This window comes from Kitasatospora sp. NPDC057965, assembly GCF_042887135.1.
Classification (GTDB): Bacteria; Actinomycetota; Actinomycetes; order Streptomycetales; family Streptomycetaceae; genus Kitasatospora.
The window spans coordinates 100,711-123,619 of record NZ_JBHVPZ010000013.1; the positions used below are offsets into that span (position 1 = coordinate 100,711).

The 22,909-nt window shown below is 74.7% G+C and carries 19 protein-coding genes; 8 read left to right on the top strand and 11 right to left on the bottom strand.

Going from position 1 to position 22,909, the window contains the following annotated elements; translation table 11 throughout:
• Positions 1-15: 15 nt before the first annotated feature.
• From ACFVVU_RS18675 to ACFVVU_RS18685, 3 genes are all read left to right on the top strand, one after another.
• Positions 16-846: a mycofactocin-coupled SDR family oxidoreductase gene (locus tag ACFVVU_RS18675; RefSeq protein ID WP_387790977.1), complete on the top strand. Its 831-nt coding sequence runs from the start codon at positions 16-18 to the stop codon at positions 844-846.
• A 30-nt stretch (positions 847-876) separates the two neighbouring features.
• On the top strand, positions 877-1,668 hold the full coding sequence (locus ACFVVU_RS18680; protein ID WP_380683433.1) for a BTAD domain-containing putative transcriptional regulator: 792 nt from the start codon (positions 877-879) through the stop codon (positions 1,666-1,668).
• Between the two features lie 96 nt (positions 1,669-1,764).
• Positions 1,765-2,709, top strand: coding sequence for a DUF5996 family protein (locus ACFVVU_RS18685; protein ID WP_387790978.1), 945 nt, complete (start codon positions 1,765-1,767; stop codon positions 2,707-2,709).
• 1 nt (position 2,710) lies between these two features.
• Here the strand turns inward: ACFVVU_RS18685 and ACFVVU_RS18690 are convergent, their stop codons facing one another.
• Together ACFVVU_RS18690 and ACFVVU_RS18695 are read right to left on the bottom strand one after the other, a co-directional pair.
• Positions 2,711-3,004, bottom strand: a complete 294-nt coding sequence (locus tag ACFVVU_RS18690) for a hypothetical protein (protein ID WP_380683430.1) — start codon at positions 3,002-3,004, stop codon at positions 2,711-2,713.
• Between the two features lie 199 nt (positions 3,005-3,203).
• The gene (locus ACFVVU_RS18695; RefSeq protein ID WP_387790980.1) at positions 3,204-3,935 is read right to left on the bottom strand and encodes an ABC transporter ATP-binding protein; all 732 of its coding nucleotides are present in this window, start codon (positions 3,933-3,935) and stop codon (positions 3,204-3,206) included.
• Positions 3,936-4,271: 336 nt separating this feature from the next.
• Between ACFVVU_RS18695 and ACFVVU_RS18700 the strand changes: the two genes are divergently transcribed.
• From ACFVVU_RS18700 to ACFVVU_RS18715, 4 genes are all read left to right on the top strand, one after another.
• Complete coding sequence (locus tag ACFVVU_RS18700; RefSeq protein ID WP_387790982.1) at positions 4,272-7,598, top strand: FtsX-like permease family protein; 3,327 nt, start codon at positions 4,272-4,274, stop codon at positions 7,596-7,598.
• Complete coding sequence (locus ACFVVU_RS18705) at positions 7,595-10,411, top strand: FtsX-like permease family protein (RefSeq protein ID WP_387790984.1); 2,817 nt, start codon at positions 7,595-7,597, stop codon at positions 10,409-10,411. The genes ACFVVU_RS18700 and ACFVVU_RS18705 overlap by 4 nt, the downstream gene beginning before the upstream one ends.
• Before the next feature lie 61 nt (positions 10,412-10,472).
• Positions 10,473-11,468 carry an ABC transporter ATP-binding protein gene (locus ACFVVU_RS18710; RefSeq protein ID WP_380683424.1) on the top strand — a complete coding sequence of 332 codons (996 nt, stop codon included), beginning with the start codon at positions 10,473-10,475 and terminating at the stop codon, positions 11,466-11,468.
• A gap of 93 nt (positions 11,469-11,561) precedes the next feature.
• Positions 11,562-12,137 carry a helix-turn-helix domain-containing protein gene (locus tag ACFVVU_RS18715; RefSeq protein ID WP_380683423.1) on the top strand — a complete coding sequence of 192 codons (576 nt, stop codon included), beginning with the start codon at positions 11,562-11,564 and terminating at the stop codon, positions 12,135-12,137.
• Between the two features lie 15 nt (positions 12,138-12,152).
• Here the strand turns inward: ACFVVU_RS18715 and ACFVVU_RS18720 are convergent, their stop codons facing one another.
• From ACFVVU_RS18720 to ACFVVU_RS18740, 5 genes are all read right to left on the bottom strand, one after another.
• On the bottom strand, positions 12,153-13,073 hold the full coding sequence (locus ACFVVU_RS18720) for a phytoene/squalene synthase family protein (protein WP_387790987.1): 921 nt from the start codon (positions 13,071-13,073) through the stop codon (positions 12,153-12,155).
• Between the two features lie 117 nt (positions 13,074-13,190).
• On the bottom strand, positions 13,191-13,601 hold the full coding sequence (locus ACFVVU_RS18725; protein WP_387790989.1) for a hypothetical protein: 411 nt from the start codon (positions 13,599-13,601) through the stop codon (positions 13,191-13,193).
• Positions 13,602-13,733: 132 nt separating this feature from the next.
• Positions 13,734-15,530, bottom strand: coding sequence for a trypsin-like serine protease (locus tag ACFVVU_RS18730; protein ID WP_387790990.1), 1,797 nt, complete (start codon positions 15,528-15,530; stop codon positions 13,734-13,736).
• A gap of 52 nt (positions 15,531-15,582) precedes the next feature.
• The gene (locus ACFVVU_RS18735; RefSeq protein WP_387790992.1) at positions 15,583-16,104 is read right to left on the bottom strand and encodes a hypothetical protein; all 522 of its coding nucleotides are present in this window, start codon (positions 16,102-16,104) and stop codon (positions 15,583-15,585) included.
• A gap of 115 nt (positions 16,105-16,219) precedes the next feature.
• The gene (locus ACFVVU_RS18740) at positions 16,220-16,423 is read right to left on the bottom strand and encodes a hypothetical protein (protein ID WP_387790994.1); all 204 of its coding nucleotides are present in this window, start codon (positions 16,421-16,423) and stop codon (positions 16,220-16,222) included.
• Between the two features lie 166 nt (positions 16,424-16,589).
• Here ACFVVU_RS18740 and ACFVVU_RS18745 point away from each other — a divergent pair, with 166 nt between their 5' ends.
• Positions 16,590-19,925 carry an ALF repeat-containing protein gene (locus tag ACFVVU_RS18745; protein WP_387791112.1) on the top strand — a complete coding sequence of 1,112 codons (3,336 nt, stop codon included), beginning with the start codon at positions 16,590-16,592 and terminating at the stop codon, positions 19,923-19,925.
• A 101-nt stretch (positions 19,926-20,026) separates the two neighbouring features.
• Here the strand turns inward: ACFVVU_RS18745 and ACFVVU_RS18750 are convergent, their stop codons facing one another.
• The 4 genes from ACFVVU_RS18750 to ACFVVU_RS18765 form a co-directional block, all read right to left on the bottom strand.
• Entirely contained in the window at positions 20,027-20,917 is an 891-nt protein-coding gene (locus tag ACFVVU_RS18750; protein WP_387790995.1) for a dihydrodipicolinate synthase family protein, read from the bottom strand.
• Between the two features lies 1 nt (position 20,918).
• Positions 20,919-21,734, bottom strand: coding sequence for an aldolase (locus tag ACFVVU_RS18755; protein ID WP_387790997.1), 816 nt, complete (start codon positions 21,732-21,734; stop codon positions 20,919-20,921).
• A gap of 209 nt (positions 21,735-21,943) precedes the next feature.
• Positions 21,944-22,129 carry a hypothetical protein gene (locus ACFVVU_RS18760; RefSeq protein WP_380689715.1) on the bottom strand — a complete coding sequence of 62 codons (186 nt, stop codon included), beginning with the start codon at positions 22,127-22,129 and terminating at the stop codon, positions 21,944-21,946.
• 332 nt (positions 22,130-22,461) lie between these two features.
• Positions 22,462-22,905: a hypothetical protein gene (locus ACFVVU_RS18765; RefSeq protein WP_380689713.1), complete on the bottom strand. Its 444-nt coding sequence runs from the start codon at positions 22,903-22,905 to the stop codon at positions 22,462-22,464.
• Positions 22,906-22,909: the final 4 nt, after the last annotated feature.

Here is a 22,909-nt window from a genome sequence, read left to right on the forward strand (position 1 = left end):
CGAAGGGGGTCCGGCGTGTCCAGGTTCACCGGAAAGGTCGTGGCGATCACGGGGGCGGCCCGCGGGATCGGCCGTTCCTACGCCCTCGCGTTTGCCGCCGAGGGGGCGCACGTCGTCCTCTCCGACATCGCGGCCCAGATCGATTCCGTGCCGATTCCGATGGGCACCTCGAAGGACCTGGAGGAAACCCGGCGGGCGGTCGAGGAAATCGGCGCCAAATGCGTCGTGCGGACGGCCGACGTCCGGGTCTCCGCCGAGGTGGACGGGGTCGTCGACACGGCGGTGGAGGAGTTCGGGCGGCTGGACGTCGTCTGCGCCAACGCCGGCCTGTGGAGCACCTCCCCGCTGCTGGAGATGACCGACGAGGTCTGGCGCGACATGATCGACACCGACCTGACCGGCGTCTTCCACACCTTCCGGGCCGCGGCCCGGGTCATGGTGCCGCAGCGCGGCGGCCGCATCCTGGTCACCGGCTCGGTCGCCTCCCGGGTCGGCGCGGCGAACATGACCCACTACGCGGCCGCCAAGTGGGGCGTGCTCGGCCTGCTCAAGTCCGCCGCGCTGGAACTGGGCCCGTACGGCATCACCGTCAACGCCGTCTCGCCCAGCTTCACCAACACCGCGATGATCAACAACGAGCTGAACTACCGCCAGTTCAGCCCCGACGACCCCACCCCGCAGGCCGCCGCCGCGGCCTGGGCGAGCCTCATGCCGATGCGCGTGCCGTACATCGAGCCCTCGGAGGCCGCGGACGCCGCGCTGTTCCTGGCCTCCGACGCGGCCCGGCACATCAGCGGCGTCTCGCTCGACGTGGCCGCCGGCTGGAACGCCCAGTACACGGCGTGAGCGGCGGACAGGTCCCGGGGGGAGGCCGTCATGCGGTACGAGGTGCTCGGCCCGCTGCGGGTCACCGCCGGAGCCACCGTGCTGACCGTCAACGCGCCCAAGGTGGCGACGCTGCTGACCGCCCTGGTGGTCCGGGCGAACACGGTCGTCTCCAAGGAGGCGCTGATCACCGAGCTCTGGGACGGCTCCCCGCCCCGCCGCGCGTCCGCCGGCCTGCACGTCTACGTCTCCCAGCTGCGCAAGCTGCTGGCGCGGGCCGCGCCCGGACCCTCGCCGATCGTCACCGAGCACCCCGGCTACCTGCTGGCGGTCGATCCGGCCGACACCGACTGGGGGGAGCTGGAACGGCTCACCCGTCTGGCCCGGGCCGCCCGGGCCGGAGGGGACCTGGAGGAGAGCTCCCGCGCGCTGGCCCGGGCGGTCGCGCTGTGGCGCGGACCGCTCCCGGACCCGCGCCGGCACGGCCCGCTGATCGGGGTCTTCGCCGCCTGGGCGAGGACCCGGCGGCTGCAGTGCCTGGAGGACCACGTCGAGGTCGGCCTCGCGCTGGACCGGCACCGCTCGCTGATCGGGCTGCTCTCCGCCCTGGTCGCCGAACACCCCCTGCACGAGGCGTTCCACGCCCAGCTGATGCGGGCCCTGTACGCCTCGGAGCGCCGGGCCGAGGCGCTGTGGGCCTACCGGCGGGCCGAGACCACCTTGCGGCGGGAGCTGGGCCTGGGTCCGGGCCGGCAGCTGCGCGAGGTGCACCGGGCGATCGTGGCCGGCGAGCCCGTCCCGGGTCCGCACCCGTGCGTGGCGGGCGCCGACACCCGGCCCTGACCCCGGCCCGGCCCTGACCCCGGCCCGGCCCTGACCCCGGGCCGCCCCGCGCCGGGCGCGGATGCGGGAGCGCCCGGGTGGGCCTAGCGTGGCCCCATGGAGCTGTTTCCCCCCATCCCGCTGGCGCGGTGGCAGGACTCCAAGGCGACCGTGCACCGGTTCGCCCAGGTCGTCGGCAAGATCCGCCTGGCGGAGAGCGTGCGGCGCAACCACTGGTGGAACGTCCCCTACTACCTCACCGGGCGCGGAATCACCACCCGGCCGATGGCCCTGCCCGACGGGGGCGGCACCTTCTGCGTCGACTTCGACTTCGTCGACCACCGGCTGGTGGTCTGCTCCTCGGACGGCCGCCGGGTCTCGTTCCCGCTCACCGGGCAGTCCGTGGCCTCGTTCTACCGCCAGACGCTCGACGCCCTCGCGGTGGTCGGCGTGCCGGTGGCCCTCCCGCACCCGCACCCCTTCGACCTGCCCGACGCCGGGCGGCCGTTCACCGAGGACACCGAGCACGCCGCGTACGACCCGTTCTGGGTCAACCGCTACTGGCAGGTGCTCGGCCAGGTCGCCCTGGTGCTGGAGGAGTTCGCCGCCCGCTTCTGCGGGAAGATCAGCCCGGTGCACCACTTCTGGCACACCTTCGACATCGCCGTCAGCCGCTTCTCCGGCCGCCGGGTGGACCAGCCGCCGAGCGTCGACCCGGTGACCCGCGAGGCCTACTCCCGGGAGGTCATCAGCGCCGGCTTCTGGTTCGGCGACGACGCCTTCCCCCGGCCGGCCTTCTACTCCTACACGGCGCCCGAACCCGCCGGCCTGGCCGAACGCCCGCTGCGCCCCGGCGCGGCCCGCTGGGTCGAGCGCAACGGCAGCCACCTGGCCGTCCTGGAGTACGACGACGTGCGCGGCGGCGAGGACCCGCGGGCCGCGGTGCTGGACTTCTACGAGTCCGTCTACCAGTCCGCGGCCGGCCTCGCCGACTGGAACATCGGCGGCGAGGCCTCGCCCGGCGGCGTCACCGACCCCGTGGCCGCCCGCGGCGCCGGCTGATCTACCGTGCGGTGAGGCGGCGGCCGAGGTCGTCCAGGTACGGGGTGCCGTAGGCGTCCGCGAGGTCGTCGAGGTCGATCATCGGCGGGATGTCGATCACGGGCTGGCGCTCGACCAGGAAGGCCACCGTCTCGTGCACGATCCTGGTCTCGTCGGCCCCGGCCGCGGTGATCTGCGGCTGGTCGAGCACACCGTCGGTGACCCGGATCCGCGTCTCGGCCTCGGCGGCGCCCTCGCGGACCCGGACCAGGTGCTCGTGGTCGCCCAGGGACTCGACCTGGATCTCGACTGCCATGGCGCTCTCCGCCTCTCCATGTGGTCAGGGCCGTGCGGCCCGACCTTGCATGGATGCTAACGCCCGGTCGGCGTGGCGGCGGTGTCGGCCGCTCGCGGGCCCGGTCGGCGCGTCGGGGACGGTCGCGCGGTCGCCGACGCGTGTCCGGGACCTCGGCCGACGGGACCTCAACCAGTGGGAGCCTCAACCAGCGGGCGCCTCAGCCGACGGGCGCCTCGGCCGCCGGGGCCTCCTCGACGATGCGGCCGTCGCGGAGTTCGACCACGCGGTCGGCGAGCTCCATGAGGTTCGGGTCGTGGGTGGCGACCAGGATGGTGACGCCCTCGCTGCGGACCACGGCGCGCAGCAGCTCCATGATGGAACGGCCGGTCTCCGAGTCCAGCTGGCCGGTCGGCTCGTCGGCGATGATCAGGTCGGGCTCGTTGGCCAGCGCCCGGGCGACGGCGACGCGCTGCTGCTGGCCGCCGGACAGCTCGCCGGGGCGCTGGTTGGCGTGGTCGGCCAGGCCGACCAGCGCCAGCAGGTCGCGGGCGCGCTCCTCGCGCTGGGCGGCCGGCACCTTGCGCAGCCGCATCGGCACGCCGACGTTCTCGGCGGCGGTGAGCACCGGGAGCAGGCCGAAGGACTGGAAGACGAAGCCCAGCCGGTCCCGGCGCAGCGCCAGCCGGCCGTCCTCGTCCAGGCCGCCGAGGTCGGTGCCGTCCAGGGTGATGGTGCCCCCGCTCGGGCTGTCCAGGCCGCCGACCAGGTTGAGCAGGGTGGTCTTGCCGGAGCCGGAACGGCCCTTGAGCGCGGTGAGTTCGCCGCGGCCGATGGTGAAGGAGACGCCGCGCAGGGCGTGCACGGCCCGTTCGCCGGTTCCGAAGCTGCGGTGGACGTCGGTGACGGTCACCATCGGAGCGGTCGCGGTGCCGGCCGGTTGCTGCGTCATACGGCGTCCCCCTGGGCGGGCCCCGGCGCGTCCCGCCGACGGGGCGGCGCCGGATTGTTTGAAGTGTCCATGGCTGCGCGAATCCGGTAAGAGCCGACGTGCCGTCAGGCGTGGTCCGGTCGTGGTTCGGAGCATTTGCTCATTACTTGCATCCTTCGCGCAAGTCCCTTCCCTTCTTTGACCGGATCTGACAGCATCGTCCGCTATCCGGTGATCAAGCATCGGAGATCACCTTGCGGCGCCCGCGGGCGCCCCATTCGCGCAGCGGGAGACGCGCGCCCGGTCCGGGCGGCGCGGTGCGGCGCGGACATTCCTGAGGACCGGGGGAGGAACAGGATGCTCGGCTTTGTCGTGCGCCGTTTGCGCGGGCGACTGCCCCTGGCCGCCGCCGCCCTGCTCACCGTACTGATCACGACGGCGGTGCTCACCGCGCTGGTCGCCTTCCAGCGCACCGTCGGCGAGATCGGACAGCGCCAGGCCCTCCAGGGCCAGGGCCATCCGAGGACCACCGTGGTGGTCAACTCCGAGCACGGGCTGGACCGGCGGGCCAAGGACGACGCGGCGGTGGGCGACTACGCCCGCGCCCTCTTCGGCGACCTGCCGACCGAGACCCGCGGCCTGTCCCGCAGCCGCTCCTACGGCCTGCCCGGCGCCCCGGCGGCCGGCGCGCAGACTGCCCCGGCGGACAAGCAGACGAGCAATGCGGCCGCGCCCGGCGGACCCGGCGCCGCCAAGGAGGACGACCTCACCGTCCTCGCCGCCCTCGACCGCCAGGACGTCCAGCTGCTCGCCGGCGCCTGGCCCGCCCCCGCGGCGTCCGGCACCGCGGCCCCGGTCCAGGCGGCCGTCCCGAAGGCCGCGCTCAGCCGCCTCGGCCTCGCCGCCGACGCCCTCCCCGCAGAGGTGCGGCTCACCGACCGCTACGGCGGCGCCCCGCTCACCGTCCGGATCACCGGCGTCTACCGCGCCACCGACCCCGGCGACCTCTACTGGCGGCTCGACCCGCTGCAGGGCCGCGAGGTCCTGGTCGGCGGCTTCACCACCTACGGCCCGCTGCTCGTCGACGACACCGCCTTCACCGCCGCCGGCATCCCGCAGAACGGCCGCAGCTGGCTGGTCGACGCCGACTTCACCACCGCCGGCGCCGGCGACGTGAACGCCCTGCGCACGCGGATCACCCCGGCCGGCGACGACCTCAACAGGAACGGCGGGCTGATCGCCCGCACCGACCTCGCCGACCTGCTGCGCGAGCTGGACTCCAGCGCCATGGTCGCCCGCTCCACCCTGCTCATCGGCGCCCTCCAGCTGATCGTGCTGGCCGCCGCCGCCCTGCTGCTCGTCGTCCACCTGATCGCCACCCGCCAGCAGGCCGAGAACGCGCTGCTCGCCGCCCGCGGCGCCTCCGGCCTGCGGCTCGGCGCCTTCAGCGCCACCGAGGCCCTGCTGCTCGCGCTGCCCGCCGCCCTGCTCGCCCCGCTGCTCACCCCGCCGCTGCTGAGCCTCCTCGGAAGCTTCGGTCCGCTGCGCCACGTGCCGCTGGACACCACACTGCGCTGGACCCTGTGGCCGGTCGCGGTCGCCTGTGCGCTGGGCTGCGTCCTGCTCGCCGCCGTGCCCGCCCTGCTGCGCGGCGCCGGCGCCGCCGTGCTGCGCCGGGCCGGCAGCCGCCAGGCCCTGGCCGCGGGCGCCGCCCGCTCCGGCGCCGACCTCGCCCTGCTCGCGCTGGCCGTCCTCGCCTACCAACAGCTCTCCCAGTACAGCGGCGGCCTGTCGCCGGACGCCGACGGCCGCCTCGGCCTGGACCCGGTCCTCATCGCCACCCCCACCCTCGCCCTCGGCGCCGGCACCCTGCTCGCACTGCGCCTGCTGCCGCTCGCCGCCCGCCTCGGCGCCCGGATCGCCGCCCGGGGACGCGGCCTCGGACCCGCCCTGGTCGGCTGGCAGCTCGCCCGCCGCCCCGGCCAGGCGGGCGGGCCGGTCCTGCTGCTGGTGCTCGGCGTCTCCACCGGCGTCCTCGCCCTCGGCCAGCACGACACCTGGAACACCTCCCAGCAGGACCAGGCCTCCTTCGCCACCGCCGGCGGCCTGCGCGTCCACAGCCTCCACACCGACCCGCTCGGTCAGGGCAGCCGCTTCGCCGCCCTGCCCGGCGGCGACCGGATCGTCCCCGTCAGCCGCCAGGAGCAGTCACTGCCCGACGGCGGCCACGGACAGATCCTCGCCGTGGACGCCGCCGCCTTCGCCGAGCGCGTCCCGGTCCGCTCCGACCTGCTCGACGGTCAGGACCCGAAGCGGCTGTTCACCCCGCTCGCCGCGAACGCGCCCGCCGGGGCCGCGGCCGGGATCCCGCTGCCCGGCCGTCCGCAGCGCATCGAGGCCGAGGTCACCTTCACGCCGAACGCGTGGCGGCCGGAGCCCGGCGAGGCCATGCCGCCACCGGTCAGGGCCCCGGACGCCTGGCTGCTGCTGCGCGACCGCCACAACGTCTCCTTCGTCGCCCCGCTGCGCGGCATCCCCGCCTCCGGCGAGGGCCGCGCCACCGCGAACCTCGCCTGGCTCACCGACGGCGGACGCAGCTCGGTGTCCGCGCCGCTGACCGTCGTCGGCGTGACCCTCTCCTTCGGCCCCACCGACGGCGGCACGCTGACCCTCCGGGGGCTCGCCGCCGCCGACGACGCGACGTCCCCCGCGGTACCGGCCGCCGTCCCCGCCGGCTTCGGCTGGGCCAACCCCGGCGACGGCACCGACCACGACGCCCACGTGGAGATCCTCCCCGGCCGGGCCGACGACCGGCCGCTGCTGAGCGCGCGCTACTGGGCCGTCACCGGCAACCGCGGCACGCAGCGCGCCGTCATCACCCCGGCCGGAGCCGAGCCGCCGACCGAGATCACCGGCGTCGCCACCCGCGACTACCTGGCCGCCACCGGCTCCGGCGTCGGCTCGACCATGCGGGTGCCGTTCGGCCTCGCCACCGTGCAGGTGCGGATCACCGGCGAGGTCGAATCGCTGCCCGTCGTCGGCGGGAACGCCCTGCTGGTCGATCTCGGCACCGTCGGCCGGGCGCTCGCGGCCACCGGCCGGGAGACCCCCCTCCCCACCGAGTGGTGGCTGCCCGCCGCCGGCCCGGACGACCCGGCCCCCGCCCAGGCGGCCGCCGCCCTGCGCGCGGCTCCCAACACCCCGGGACTCCAGCTCCGCGACGAGGTCGCCGCCGACCTGCTCGGCGACCCGCTGAGCGCCGCCCCGCAGAACGCGCTCGCCGCCATCGCCCTCGTCACCACGGTGCTCGCCGCGATCGGCTTCGGCGCCGCCTCGGCCGCCGCCGCGGCCGAGCGCTCCCGCGACTCCGCGCTGCTGCTGGCCCTCGGCGCCCCCAGGCGCCGTCTGGTCCGCACGGCCACCGCCGAGCAGGCCGTCCTGGTCGGCCTCGGCACCGTCGTCGGCCTCGCCCTCGGCACGTTGATCGTGCGGCTGATCGTGCCGCTCGTTGTGCTCACCCCGGAGGCCCGCCGCCCCGTCCCGGACGCCGTCGTCGACCTGCCGCTCGGCACCGCCGTGCTGCTGGCCGCCGCGATCGCCGCCGTCCCCCTGCTCTCGGCCCTGCTCGGCGGCCGTCGCCGCCGCGACGTGGCCCAACGCCTGCGGCACCTGGAGGAGATGTGACCAGCCCGGCCGGATCCGAGGCCGCCCGGCCCGCCGACGCCGGACCGGAGAGCGCCCACCGCCCCGCGGCGTGGGTGAGCACCCGGCTGCGCGCGACCCCGCTCGCCGCGCTGCTCACCGCCGTGCTCGCGTTCGGCACCGTCTTCCTCGCCGCAGCCTTCCCGCGGATGCTGGACCGCGGCGCCGACCAGGGTCTGCGCGAGTTCCTCCGCGACCGGGGCCCGGCCGCGACCAGCATCCTCGCCACCGCCGACCTGCGCGGCGACGCCGAGGACCTGGACCGCGACGCCGCCCTGCTCACCGCGCACACCGGAGCCACCTTCCGCGTCGCGCCCGGCGGACCGGTCTACGGCAGCCGCAGCGGCAAACCGCGCCCCCTCATCAACCCGGGCCTGGCCCGGCCCGAGAAGGCCGATCCGATGCTGGACCTGCTCTACCTGCAGGGCCTGCGCGACCACGTGACGCTCGCCGAGGGTGACTGGCCGGGCGCCCCCTCGGCGGAGGGACCCGTCCCGATCGCGATCAGCCGCGACGTCGCCGAGACCGTCCACATCCGCCTCGGCGACATCCTGCAGACCTCCTCGGCCACCAGCGACGAGAAGTCGCCCCGGGCCCAGGTGGTCGGCATCCTCGACGTCGACGACCAGAACGACCCCTACTGGACCGACCTGCCCTGCCCCAACCGGGCCTGCCTCAACTACACCACCGGCAAGGAGCCCGCCGCCTACTGGCACATCGGCGGACTCGTCGACGGCTCCGCCCTCCAACCGGTGCGGACCTGGCAGACCGGCGCGCAGGACTTCTGGCGGCTGCCCGTCGACGTCGACGGCCTGCGCGCCGACCGGCTCGCCGGGACCGACCGGGAGGTCGCCTCCTACCTCACCGGACCGACCGCCAACGCGCTGGCGAACGCCAGCCGCCGCCCCGACCTGCACCTCGTCTCCCAGCTGCCCACGCTGTTCCGCCAGGCCACCGAGCGGCAGGAGGCCGCCGCGCCGCTCGCCGCGATCGGCCCGGCCGGCCTCGCGGGCGTCGGCGTGGTCGTGCTCTGCCTGGCCGCCGCGCTCACCGGCGACCGGCGCGCCGCCGAACTGCGGCTGCTCCAGGCCCGCGGCGGCTCGCGCTCCGGCGTCCTGCTGCGGCTGCTCGGTGAGGGCGCGGTGACCGTCCTGCCGGCCTCCGTCCTCGCGACCGCGCTCGCCCTTTGGCTGCTGCCCGCCCCGCGCTGGGGCGGCGCCCTGCTGGCCGCCTCGGCCGTCGCCCTGTTCAGCCTGCTCGCCCTCCCGCTGCGCGCCGCGCGGCTGTGGGCGCGTCCCCGGCCCGGCGGCGGCCGGCGCCGCCTGGTCGGCGAACTCGCCGTCCTGGCCCTGACCATCACCGCCGTGGCGGAGGTCCGGCGGCGTGGCGTCGCCACCACCGGCGAGAGCGCCGACCCCCTGCTGATCGTCGCCCCGCTGCTGCTCGCCCTCACCGGGGGCCTGCTGCTCGCTCGCCTCCAGCCGTTGCTGGTCGGCGCGCTCACCCGGGTCGCCGCCCGGCGTCCGGGCGCCGTCGGGTTCCTCGGTCTGACCCGCGCCGCCCGCGGCACCGGCGGCCGGCAGGGCACCTCCGTGCTGCCGCTGCTCGCCCTGCTGCTCGCCGTCACCACCGCCGGCTTCGGCGCCACCGTGCTGGGCGCCGTCGACACGGGGCGCACCCGCGCGGCCCGGCTGAGCGTCGGCGGCGACGCCTCCGTGATCGTGCCGGTCGGCGTCACCGTGTCGAGCGCCTTCGCCGAGGAGGCGGCCAAGCTGCCCGGTGTCCGGGCCTCCGCCCCGGTCTGGGCCGACACCGAGGTGTTCGTGCTCGGCGGCAACGGCACCACCCGGGTCTTCGCCGTCGTCGCCGACCCCGCCTCCTACGCGGAGATCTCCCGCTCGCTCGGGCGCGGCGCCTTCGACCCCGCCGTGCTGTCCGGCGGCGCCGGCGGACCCGACGCGGCCGTGCCCGTCCTGGTCTCCACCGCGCTCGCCAAGCAACTCGGCGCGGAACCCACCCACCGCCTGCGCCTGCCGAACGGCGGCGAACTGCTCACCGCCACCGCCGGCACCGTCGACGCCACCCCCGCCCTCCAGGGCGAGGACCGCCTGTTCGTCGTCCTGCCGACCGCCCCGGCCGTCGCCGCCGCCCCCGAACTCGGCCGCGCCAACCTCTGGCTGGCCACCGGCTCGGTCGACGAGGGCGAACTGCGGCGCCTGGTGCGCGAACGGATCGCCGGCGACGCCGAACGCGCCACCCGCGCCACGATCGCCGGGTCCGCGGGCCAGGGGGAGGGACTGCCGGCCGGCTACACCGTGCGCACCAGCGCGGCCGTCACCGCCGCACTCGCCGACGACCCGCTCCAGGAGTCCGCCGCCCGACTGTTCTGGGGCGCCGTCCTCGGCTCCGGCGCGCTCGCCCTGCTCGCCGTCCTGCTCACCCTGGTCCGGGCCGCGCCGGAACGCACCGCCCTGCTCGCCCGGCTGCGCACCATGGGCCTGCGCCCCCGGCAGGGCCTGGCGCTGATCCTGGTCGAGACGCTGCCGCAGACCCTGGTCGCGGCGGTCGGCGGCGGCCTCGTCGCGCTGGCCGCGGTCGCCCTGCTCGGCCCGTCCTTCGACCTGTCGATCCTGGTCGGCGCCGAGATCGCGCGCGGCCTGCCGGTCGACGTCCCGCCGGTCCTGCTGCAGACCGCCGGCCTCGCCGCGCTCGTCGCGGCCGGCGTCGTCGCCGAGGCACTGATCGCCGGCCGGCGCCAGATCACCACCGAACTGCGGGCGGGGGACCAGCGATGACGCCCCCGTGCCCGACCGGAACCGACACCACCACCCCAGCGCCGACGAGAGGAGAGCCGCGGTGAACGGCAGCGCCCAGGACCAGCGGACCGCCCAGGCCCCCACCTTCCAGGAACTCCAGGAGCGGGCCCGCGCCGCCGCGGCCGGAGCCAGAGGCGCCCACGGCGCGGACGCCGCGATCGTCTGCGACCGGCTGGTGCGCATCTTCAGCGCCCAGGGCGTCGAGGTGCAGGCCCTGCAGGGCCTCGAACTGACCATCCGCCAGGGCGACCTGGTCGCGCTGGTCGGCGCGTCCGGCAGCGGCAAGTCCACCCTGCTGACCATCCTCGCCGGGCTGGACGTGCCGACCGCCGGCACCGCCACCGTCGCCGGCTGCGACCTGCTGGAGATGTCGCCCCGCGAACGGCTGCGCTACCGCCGCGAGGTGGTCGGCTTCATCTGGCAGCAGACCGCCCGCAACCTGCTGCCCTTCCTCACCGCCGCCGAGAACATCGCCCTGCCGATGCAGCTTCGCGGCGGCCGCCGGACGCACGGCGGATCGCGCGGGCAGGCCGCCCGGGTCGCCGAACTGCTGGAGGCCCTGGAGATCGGCGAACTCGCCCGCCGCCGGCCGAGCGAGATGTCCGGCGGCCAGCAGCAGCGCGTCGCGATCGCCGTCGCCATGGCCAACAACCCGCCGGTGCTGCTCGCCGACGAGCCCACCGGTGAGCTGGACTCGGAGACCGGGGCGAGCATCTTCGAGGCCTTCCGCACCGTCAACCGGGAACTCGGCGCCACCGTCGTCATCGTCACCCACGACCCGATGGTGGCCGGTGAGGTCCGCCGTACCGTCGCCATCCGTGACGGCCGCACCAGCAGCGAGGTGCTCCGCCGCACCCTCACCGACGAGCACGGCGAGGAGTCGGTCAACGAGACCGAGTACGTGATGCTGGACCGCACCGGCCGGGTCCAGCTCCCGGCCAAGTTCCTGGAGGCGCTCGGCATGGAGCACCGCGTCGCCGTCGAACTCGCCCCGGACCACATCGCGGTGCGTCCCGACGACCTCGAAGGGCACTGACGGTCCGACGGTCCGGTGCTGGGATACTGGACCGGAACGTTCCGCGGTGACGGCAGGCGGTGGCAGGTGGCGACAGGTGGCGAGGGGCGGCCCATGAGCAGCCGGGTGAGGGTGCTGAGGAAGCAGAACCGGCTCAGCCTGGAGGCGTTGGCGGCGCAGGTCGGCGTCACCAAGAGCTACCTCTCCAAGGTGGAGCGCGGCCTGAGCGACCCGTCGATCTCCACCGCGCTGAAGCTCGCGCACGCGCTCAACGTGGACGTCGGGCGGCTCTTCTCGGACGAGGTGGAGCCCGAGCTGGTCACGGTGGTGCGGGCCGGCGAGCGGACCCCGATGACCGCGGGCGCCGTCCCGGGCGGCGCCCGCTACGAGGGCATCGCCACCGGGCTGGCCGGCAAGCAGATGGTGCCGTTCATGATGCACCCGCCGCTGGAGCCCGCCGACGCGCCGTTCAAGTCCCACGCGGGCGAGGAGTTCCTCTTCGTCCACGAGGGCACCGCCGAACTGGAGTTCCCGGAGCGGACGGTCGCCCTCGCCCCGGGGGACAGCGTCTACTTCAACGCCGCGCTGCCGCATCGCTGCCGCTCCACCGGCGGGGCACCGGCCGCGATCCTCGTGGTGATCCACGACGACCCGGCCGGTCCCGGCGACCGCGTCCCGACCTTGCCCTGACGGCGTCCCGGCCGGTCAGCCGCGATGGCGGCGGACCCGCCTCGCCCGCAGGTACTCCCGGGCGAGCAGCCGCAGCGCGGCGGGCTTGGCCGGGCTCGCGGAGCGGTGCAGCAGCGCCCCGAGGTCGGCCCGGGCAGCGGCGCTGGTGAGCGTCTCCACCTCGACGACGCAGCGGACCATCGGCCGGTGCGCGGCCGGCACCAGCTCGACGACGGCCCGGCCCTCGGCCAGCGTGCGGTCGGCGGTGTCGAGCAGTTCGCCGAGCAGGGCCCGGACGGCCGGGCGGTCGCGGGCCTGCTCCAGGTCGTCCCGGGTGACGCCGTACCGCTCCAGCGCCTGCCGGGGGATCGTGAGCCGGCCCTCGGCGAGGTCCTCGGCCAGGTCGTTGACGAAGTCGAGCCGCTGGCTGCCGTCGATGAAGGTCCGGCAGGCGGCCCGGTAGGCGCTCTGGTCGCCGGCCGGGCCGAGCAGCGCGGCGACGACCATGAAGCCCGGCAGCGAGTACCCGTCGACGTAGCGCTGGTAGTCCGCCTCGGTGGCGAACCCGGTGAAGTCGAGGTCGGCGTCCGCCGCCGCCAGGTAGTCCAGGACCCGGTCCCGCAGCACGGGGTGCTCGGCGGCGCTGTGCAGCAGCGGGCGCAGCCCCGGGTCGTCGGTGCGGCCGGTGGCGAGGCCGTCGGTGATGTCCTGCCGCCACCGGGCGGCCGCGTCCCGCCGTCCCTCGACCGGGCCGCTGTCGAGCAGGGTGTCCGTGCGGTGCATGAGCGCCGCCGCGGCGATCACGTGCGGGACGGTGCGCTCCGGCAGCAGCAGCCCGGCCGCCACCGCGACCTCGCGCCGGTAGCGGGTCACCTGCTCCCGCTGGCGCCCGTACTCGGCCCGCAACCCGGCCTCCCGGACCCCCGCCGCGTCCAGCGCCCGCTCCCACCTGCCCACCCGGCCCACCGTTCCTCCCGTGCCCGATACACCGAAAGGCCCGAGCCTAGCCGCTCGAAGATCACCCGGGCCGTCCGGCCCGGTGGCGTCCCGGGCCGGACGGTGGGCGGGCGGGCCTCAGCGGCCGGGGACCACGATGCCTTGGGCCGACCGGCCGCTGCCGCTCCAGTCGCCGGTGACGGGGAACCCGCTGTCGCCGTAGGCGACCGAGGTGTCGGATCCGTCGGGCGCGGCGCCGCGGAAGCGGAAGACGCTTCCGGCGGCTCGGTGGACGCCGACCCGGGTGGTGCCGTCGCCGTTCCAGTCGCCGGTGATCGGCGTGTCACCGCGGTCGCCGAACCTGAAGGTGATGCCGGCGTCGCCGTCGTGGACGGAGTTCAGGAGGCGGAAGGTGGCGGTGCCGGGGTCGAACAGCCCCGGCGTCTCGTAGCCCTTGTGCGTCCAGCACCCGGCCAGTGGTTTCCAGTTGCCGCCGTCGCCCAGCATGAAGGACGTCACGGTGCCGTCGTGGTGGCGCAGGTGGAACATGGCCGTGCAGGCGCCCGTGAGGGTGGCGGCGCCGACCAGCCCGGTCGTCCGGCCGGAGCCCGGGTGCGGGCGAGTCGTCGGAGGACGGTCCTTCCTGGCCGGGTGGGAACGGGGGAGGGGCGGGGCATGCCGTCAGCCGACCGTGGACCAGTCGGACCAGCCGCCGCCGTTGGTGTTGTAGGTGTGGGCCATGACGTCGTCGGTCCCCAGGCCGAAGACCTCGGCGGTCCTGGTGACGGGGTTGTAGACGACGGAGGGAGAGCCGCCGAACGTCCGGGCGCCGGTCGCGGTCCAGGGGCCCCAGCCGGTGGTGCTGCTCCAGGTCGCGCGGTACACCGTCGCGTTTGTGCCGGTGGCGAAGACGTCGAGGGTGTGGGTGACGGGGTTGTGGAGGACGGCCGGCACACCGGTGAACTGTCGTACGGGGCCGATGACGGACCAGCCGGACCAGCCTGCGCCGTCGGTGTTGTACTGGTGGCCCATCATGCCGAGGGCGATCGGGGTGAAGACCTCGGCGGTCCTGGTGTCGGGGTTGTAGACGGTGGCGAGGGCGCCGGACGACGAGGCGCCGGTCGCGGTCCAGGGGCCCCAGCCGGTGGTGCCGCTCCAGGTCGCGCGGTAGAGGGAGCGGTCGGTGCCGGTGGCGAAGACGTCGAGGGTGTGGGTGACGGGGTTGTGGAGGACAGCAGGCGAGCCGAGGAACCGTCCTCCGCCGTCGATGGTGAACCAGCCGTGCCAGCCCGCGCCGTCGGTGTTGTAGAGGTGGGCCATCACGCCGTCGGAGCGCAGGGCGAAGACCTCGGCGGTTTTGGTGTCGGGGTTGTAGACGGTGGTCGGGGACCCGACGAACTTCCAGGTGCCGGTCATGATCCAGGGACTCCAGCCGGTGGCGCCGCTCCAGGTCGCGCGGTAGAGGGAGCCGTCGGTGCCGATGGCGAAGACGTCGAGGGTGTGGGTGACGGGGTTGTGGATGACGCTCGGGGATCCGACGAACCGCGCCCCGGGATCGAGCACGTACCAGCCGGTCCAGCCCGCGCCGTCGGTGTTGTAGGAGTGGATCAGGGCGCCGTCGCTCCGTAGTGTGAAGATCTCGGCGGTCCTGGTCTCCGGGTTGTAGACGGTGTTCCGGCCCGTCGACCGGCCGGTGAGCTGGGCGGCCCACTCGGCGAGGGTCTGCCCGATCCAGTCCCCGAGGTCGTCGACCCGGGTGTCGTAGGCGCCGGTGCGGGTGCTCGTGGTGGCACCGAGGCAGTTGTTCTGCCAGGAGCGGCTGTTGACGGCGGCGAGTTCGTAGCGGTCGCCGAGCTGTCGCAGTGCGGGACCGCCGGTGTCGCCCTTGCAGACGGCAGCATCGGCGGGGGCCTTCGGCGTGATGGCCAGGCCGGCCGGGTCGACTGCGCCGACGGTGAAGAGGGCGCTGTGGAGCTTGTCGGGCACCCACTCGGTGGCGGTGCGGCCGAAGCCCGTCACCCGCAGCTCCTCGCCGGTGGTGGGTGCGGTGGTGGCCACGGCGAGCGGGGTGATGTCGGTGACCGGGGTGGCGAGTCGGGCCAGGACGAGGTCGCGGTCGGTGCGGGGGACGAGTTCCGCGATGTCGCGTACCTGGCCCGCCGTGGTGGTGAGGTCGGTGCGGCCGATGGTGGCGGTGGTCCTGAGGGCGGGTGGGCCGGCGGGGACGTTTGTCGGCCGGGCGGGGTCGTCGGCGAAGCAGCCGGCGGCGGTGATGATCCAGTACGGGTCGACGAGGGCGCCGCTGCAGGCGCGTCGGCCGTCGCCGATGTCGAGCTTGGCGGTGAAGGCGTAGGAGCCGGTGGGCGGCGTGTCGCCGATGACGGCGTTCGCCGGAGTGCCCGACAGCAGGGCGCCGGTGAGGGTGGCGGCGGTGACGGGGGCGGTCATCCAGGTGGAGCGTGTGCGTGAGCGGGACATGGGGTGGTTTCCTTCCTTGCCGGGCCGAAGGCGGTGGCCGAGGAGAGCGGGGTCACGCCTTTGCGGTGATCTCCAGCAGGGTGAACACGCGGTTCTGCGGGTCGGCGGTCTCACCGACCCACGTCCACTTGTTCTTCTGCACGTCGAAGGACTTGTCCTCGGTGCCCGTCCGCATGTCGAGCCGCACGGCGTAGTCATTGCCCAAGGCGCTGTAGACGGAAGGGAGTTCCAGGCTCAGGCGGCCACTCGTGCCGGTGATCAGGAAGCAGAAGCGGCCACGGCCGACCGGGTCCGTGGCCGTCATGCCCCGGGCCTCCACGATGAGCAGGCCCGGCCGGCCGTCGCAGGTGGTGAGCACGATGTGGCCATCGCCGCTCTTCAGCCTGATGCCGCGCTCCTGGAAGATCTTGTCGGCCTGCGGGTAGGCGAAGTCCTCGACCGCCGGCGGCGGGGTGTCGTCCGCAGCGGTCCCGGCCGCGGCGGGCACCGGGGCGGCACCGACCGCGGTGAGGCCCATCAGGGCGACGGCACCGGCGATGGTGCCGGCGGTCAGGCAGCGGAACAGAACCTTCATGTTGATTCGGCCTCCTCGGGCGGAGTTCCACGGGTCTGTGGCGCGGCGTGCGCGAAGTACGCCGGCTGGGCCGTCCGGGCTCGTGGTCGATCTTTTTGCCATCGGATCGGCGGCCTCAATTGGTATCACGGCGGGACGGCTTCGGAAAAGGGTCGCATTCCGGCCAAGATTGCCCGCGGAACGGTCCTGCCGGTATTCCCTGGGGAATCCGATCTTCCATGCATTTCTGCTGTTCATTGGGCATCAGGGCGGTGTCGACCGACTGCCCGGCAGGCTCCTCGATTTGGCTCGTCAGATGTCCACCGAATTCGTTCTCCATTCCTTGCCCCCGTGGCCTGTGTAATTGTGCGAAAGCGGTTTCGGATGATTCCGCGGGCAGTCGGCCCGGCCGTCGGGCCTTTTCGAGGCGTCGAGGAGAAATGATCAACAAGATATTGAGTCCGACTCTTTCGCGTGCGCGACAAGTGCGCGCTCGGTTGACCGCGGTGACGGCGTTGTCGCTGACCATGGCGGTCTTCGGAACGACGGTGGCGGGGGCGGTCCCCGCAGATCCCGGGCCGCCGCCGTTGCCGGTGGGCGCGCGTGCCCAGGTGGTCGAGGCGTGGATGGCCGGCGGGTCGGCGGTCCGCGATGCCGCGGCCGCCGCGCTGGTCGGCAGCGATGGCGCGATCACCGAGTTCCTGGCCACCGGCCTGCAGCGGGCGACCACCGAGGACGAGCGCTTCGCGGTCCTCAAGATGCTCGCCTTCGCCGGCCCCGGCGTCCGGGCCGCCGCCCAGCAGGCGCTGAACGGCTCGGACGCGCAACTGCACGAGTTCGTGCTGACCGGCTTTCGGGATCCGCTGCAGGAGGACCGGCGGGTGGCGGTCCTCAAGGCCATGTCCACGGGTGGGAGCGCGGTCCAGGACGCGGGGCAGCGGGCGCTCAACGACGGTTCCGCCAAGGCGTTGGCGGACTTCCTCGAAACGGACCTCGCGCAGGCCCGCGAGGAGGATGACCGGGTCCGGGTCGTCAAGATCCTGGCGACCGCCGGCCCCGAGGTGCAGAAGCTCGCGCAGCGGGCCCTGAACGGGACGGCCGACGACATCGCGGACTTCCTGGAGACCGGGCTGGAGCTGGCCCGGGCCCGGGACCAGGAGACATTGACGATCAGCCAACTCGTCGACGTGGCGACGGAGGCCGGCGAACGGGCCAAGGCGCAGACCGAGGCGGCCAAGGCGGCGTCCGAACAGGCGGAGGAGGCCTCGCGGCTGGCGAAGGAGGCCGCGCAGAAGGCGGCGGCGGAGGCCGCCGCGGCCAAGGACGACCTGGTGAAGGCGGGGCAGGCCGCGAACCGGGCGGCCGAGGCGGCGCAGGGCGCCGCCAATGCCGCCCGGACCGCGATCCAGGCGTCCAACACGGCGGTGGCCGCTGCCCGGACGGCGGCGAACGCGGCCCGGGGAGCGGCCAGTGCCGCCGCTGCCGCCGGGCAGGCCGCCACCCGTGCCTACCAGGCCGCCTCGGCGGCCCGTCAGGACGCCGGTCAGGCCCAGGCCGCCCGGAACGCGGCGCAGGCCGCACGTGCGGCGGCGGCCGGTGCCCGTACCGCCGCGGAAGCGGCTTTGCACGCGGCCGCTTCGAGCGCGGAGGCCGGTCATTCGGCGGACGCCGCGGCCAGCGCCGGGCGGAACGCGTCGGCTGCCGCGGATGCGGCGGCCTCGGCCGGCCGGTTCGCGGATCAGAGCACGGAGCAGTCTCGGCGGGCGGCGGAGGCCGCTGCCGTTGCCCGCCGTGCGTCCGCCTCGGCCGACGAGGCCGCCAAGCGGGCCAACTCGCTGGCGGCCCGGGCGGCTTCGGCCGCCCGCGATGCCCACGCGGCCGCGAACGGGGCCGCCACCCACGCGGAGAACGCCGCGCGGGCGGCGGAGGACGCCGTGGGCCAGGCGGGCAACGCCCAGGACTGGGCGAACAAGGCGACCGAGCACGCCAACGCGGCGCTGGCGGCCGCCCAGACGGCCGGCAACGCGGTGACGGTGGCGCAGAACGTGGAGAAGCTCGCCCGGGAGAGTGAGCAGGAACAGCTCGCGGCCGACACCAGGGCGAGCGTCGAGGAGGCGGCGGAGCTCCGCGAGGGCGAGCAGCAGGAGGAGAAGGCGCGGGAGGTCGCGATGACGCAGGCGGCCGCCGTCGACACGGCCACGCAACAGCTGGTCGCCCGGGCCGCCGATCCCACCGTCGACGTGAAGGCCGCGGCCGGCGCGGGCCGCCGGGCCGCCGTCAACCTGCTGGCCAGCAGCGGCGCGTGGACCAGCCGTGCCGCCCAGACCGCGCTCGGCGGTACCGACGAGGAGGTGATCGGCTGGGCCGCGTCGGAGTATCCGAAGGCCCTGCAGCAGGACGACCGGGAGAAGACCCTGCTGATCTCCACGCTCGGTGGCCCGCGTCTGGCGGAGGCGGCCCAGCGGGCGCTGGCCGCCGGCAGTCCGGCGCGGATCCAGACCTTCCTCACCCAGGACGTCTACTCCGTCCAGGAGGAGGACAACCGGGTCCGGGTCCTCAAGTTGATGAGCACCGGGGGCCGGGCGGTCGTCGATGCTGGGAACAGGGTCCTGAGCGACGCGTCGCCGAAGGCGCTGAGCGAGTTCCTGGCCACCGGCTACTGGCAGGCGCGGGCCGAGGACGACCGGGTGGCCACGCTCACCGCCATGGGCAGGGGCGGTCCCGCCGTGGAGGCACTGGGCCAGGTCGTGCTGTCCGGGCCGGCCTCGATGCAGAGCGACTTCGTCGACTGGGGCCAGTACCGGGCGGCCCAGCTCGACCAGGACGCCGCCACCCACGTGGCCGCGGTGCGCGCGCTGATCGCGAGCGCCGCCCAGGTCGCGGCGCTGGCGAACCAGAACGCGGCGGAGGCGTCCGTGGTCGCGGCCCGGGCCCGTTCGGCGGCCGCCGAGGCCGGTCAGTGGGCGGACCGGGCGCAGGCGTCGGCCTCGGAGGCGAAGGGCTACGCGGACGAGGCGCGGCGCAGGGCCGCGGAGGCCGACGTCTCCGCCGCCGCGGCGGCGTCCTCGGCCCAGCAGGCCAGGAACGCCTCGGTCACGGCGAGGCTGGCGAGCCGCCAGGCCAACTACTCGGCGAACCAGGCCGCGGCGTCGGCGAACAGCGCGGTGGCTGCGGCGAGCAGGGCCAACGCGGCGGCCGAAGACGCCCGACGGGACTCGGAGGCGGCCGGCAGGAGCAAGGAGGAGGCTCAGAAGGCGTCGGATGCCGCCAAGGCCATCGAAGAGCGGAAGCGCGGGGAGGAGGCGGTGGCGGCGGCGACCAGGGCGGCCGAGCAGGCCCGCCAGAACGCCGCGAACCACGTCGATCCTGCCGACAACGCGCGCAACGACGTCATCCAGGTGCTCGCCCACCAGGGCGGACCGGGCAGCTCGGGTGGATCCGGCGATGACCTCAAGGCCAAGGCGCGTGCGTATGCCGGGTACACCCAGGAGCTCAGCCTCTACTTCGGAGTCGCGTCGGTGCTGGCACTGGCCACTGAGTTCACCGCGCCCGCCGCGGGGTACCTCAGTCTCACGTCGATGACCCTGGGCGGGGTGAGCATCGTGCTGACCGGATACGGGTACGGCTGGACCAGTAGCGAGTTCAAGTCGGCCCTCACCGGGTACGCGCTGAAGACCGTCTTCTTCGCGAAGGGACGGGCGGTCACGTCGTTCGCGCAGGCCGGCGGGAAGGCCGCGGCGACCGCGGCGGAAAGGGGGGCACGGGCCGTCGTCGGTGCGGGATCGGCCCTCGTGAGTCTGGCCCAGTCGAAGCCCTGGAAGCGGTACAACCCCTTCGGGTGAGCCGGTCCACCCGGTGTACCCCGGGGCATGCGTGAAGCCGTGTGCGGCGGTGGCCCGGAGCCACCGTCGCACACGGCCGCGTGCCGGTGCGTGCCGACGCCTCACGCCATGGTGGCGAGGAGTTCGGCGAGGCGGGCGGTGCCGGGCTCGTCGAGCGGGAGCAGGGGGCGGCGCGGGGCGCCCGCGTCGAGGCCGAGCAGGGCCAGGCCGGCCTTGACGGTGGTGGGCAGACCACCGCGGAGGATGAACTCCAGGACGGGCAGCTGACGGTAGAACACCTCGCGGGCGGTGTCCAGGTCCCCGGCGCGCACCGCGCGGTGGAGTTCCAGGACCGGGCCCGGGATCAGGCAGGGGGCGGCGGTGCACCAGCCGGCCGCGCCGGCGGTGAAGGCCTCCAGGGCCAGCGGGTTGCTGCCGTTGTAGAACGGCAGCGCGCCGTCGGTCAGCTGGGCGAGCCGGTGCATCCGCTGCACGTCGCCGCTGCTCTCCTTGACCATGGTGATGTTCTCCACCCGGTCGACCAGCGAGACCATCAGCTCGGGGGAGAGGTCGATGCCGCTGGTGGCCGGGTTGTTGTAGATCATCACCGGGACGGAGACGGCGTCCGCGACCTCGGTGAAGTGCCGGACCACCTCGCGTTCGTCGAGCTTCCAGTAGGACTGCGGCAGCACCATCACCGCGTCCGCGCCCGCCCGTTCGGCGAACCGGGCGCGCCGTACTGCGCTGCGGGTGGTGAGGTCGGCGACGCCGACCACGGCGGGCACCCGCTTGGCGACGGCGGAGAGCGCGGCCTCGGCGGTGGTGTGCCACTCCTGGTCGTCCAGGTAGGCGCTCTCGCCGGTGGAGCCGAGCGGGGCGATGGCGTGGCAGCCGGCGTCGATCAGCCGGTCGACGAGGGCGGTGAGGGCGGCGGTGTCGACGCCGCCCGCCTCGCCGGGGGTGAACGGGGTCACCGGGTAGGCGATGATCCCCTCCAGGACGAGTCCGGCCATCTCAGACACCACCCTCGGTGCGGGCGCCGGCGACGCTGAGCGCGTCGCCGTGACCGGCCCGCAGCGCGCGGCGGGCGTAGTAGCCGAAGTTGGCCTGGCTGCGCTTGTCGGTCGAGGTCCAGTCGTGGGCCTCCCGGGCGAGTGCCTCGGGTATCTCCTGGATCCGGCCGGCCGCCGAGGCGAGCAGCTGGAGCCGGGCGGCCCGCTCGAAGAGCACGGCGAGCGTGCAGGACTCCTCGACGCCGCCGGTGGCGACCAGCATGCCGTGGTGGGCGAGGAGCAGGGCGCGCTTGTCGCCGAGCGCGGCGGAGATCAGCTCACCCTCCTCGTTGCCGACCGGGATGCCGGGCCAGCTGGGCAGGAAGGCGCAGTCGTCGTACAGCGGGGTGAGGTCCATGTGCGAGACGACCAGGGGTGTTTCGAGCATCGACAGCGCCGAGATGTGCGGCGGGTGGGTGTGGATGATGCAGTTCACGTCGGGCCGGGCCCGGTAGACCCAGCTGTGGAAGCGGTTGGCGGGGTTCGCCATGCCCTCGCCGTCGAGGACTTCGAGGTCCTCGTCGACCAGCAGCAGGTTGTCCTCGGTGATCTCGTCGAAGCCGAGTCCGAGCCGCTGGGTGTAGTAGGTGCCGGGCTGTTCGGCGCGGGCGGTGATCTGTCCGGCCAGGCCGGAGTCATGGCCGGCGTCGAACAGGATCCGGCAGGTGAGCGCGAGCTTCTGACGGATGGTCCAGCCGTTGTCGGGGATGGCGGTGCGCATCCTGCGTTGTGCGAGGTCGACCAGCTCCGCCTTGGCGGTGGTCATGGTGTCGGCCATGCCGGGATTCTCCTTCGTCCGGGTGGGGGCCGCGTGCTGCCCGCGCCCCGGGGGAGGCAGGGCGGCACGCCGGTGTCCCGCGGCCGGGGGGCCGACCGCTGAACACGTTGTTCACCATAGGACACCTTGTGTCCTCGTGTCGACGGAGAACCGGGGCCGAACCATCCGACGGGCCTTTCGGCGGACCCTCGGGGCGGCCGTTCTCCGGCTCAGCTGTCGCCGCCCGTGCGGCGGATCAGCCCGGAACGCTCGGCGTCCGACCGCAGATCGCCGCCGGGGGTGTCACGGGTGGTGCGGTCGCCGCGGGCCGCGGCCGTGCAGAGGGCGAAGACGAGCAGGGCGCTCGCCGCCGCGGCGAGGATGCCGAGGGCGGCCAGGACGCGGAGCCAGGTCACGGAAGGTGCCTCCAGGAGGACGCGCGAGCAAGTGCCGCCGGTGATATCGGCAGACCGGCCCGTCGGGTCGAGCATCCACGGGCGGTTCCAGTGGCTGCCCGCCCGCGCGCACGGTCGTGCACGCGGGCAGCCGGAGCGCGAACGGCTTAAATGGGCCCCGGCCGTGCGCCCCCTCTGCGCGCCCTGGATCCGCCCTGGCGCCTTCCCCTGCACCGCCGGCCGGCTCGCTCCCTCCAGGCAGCCGGATCCCGCCAGGAAAGCAGGCGAGCACGGCCGGAGCGTGCCCGCATGCTCCGGCCGTGCTCGGCCGTTCCGATCCGAAAGCCGGCAGGTCAGGACGGGGTGGGCTTGTACAGCTCCCACGCGTCACGGACACCCTGCACTCCACAGAGGTGCTTCCGCGCGGCGGTGAGGACCGCCTCTCCCCGCTCGGTGGCGAAGGCCGTGTTCGCAGAGGCGACCAGTTCGGCCTGCGACCGGCCGGCGAAGGAGTAGTAGCAGAGGTGGATCCCCTCGGTCCACGCGTCGACGTCGTTGGCCGCCAGTGCGGGGTCGACGAGCCGCAGGTCGTCGAGGTACGCGTCCAGCCCGGCCTGCGGCACGGGCTCGAAGCCGCGGACGACGGACCTGTTCTCGCCGGACGGGGTGGCGCTGCTCGGGCTCGCCGGAGCGGTGACCGTCGGCACGGCACCGCTGCCGCCGTTGCCGCACGCGGTCAGTGCGGAGGCGACGGCGGCTGCCAGCAGGGCGACCACGGAGCCTCGGATCTTCTTCATCGTT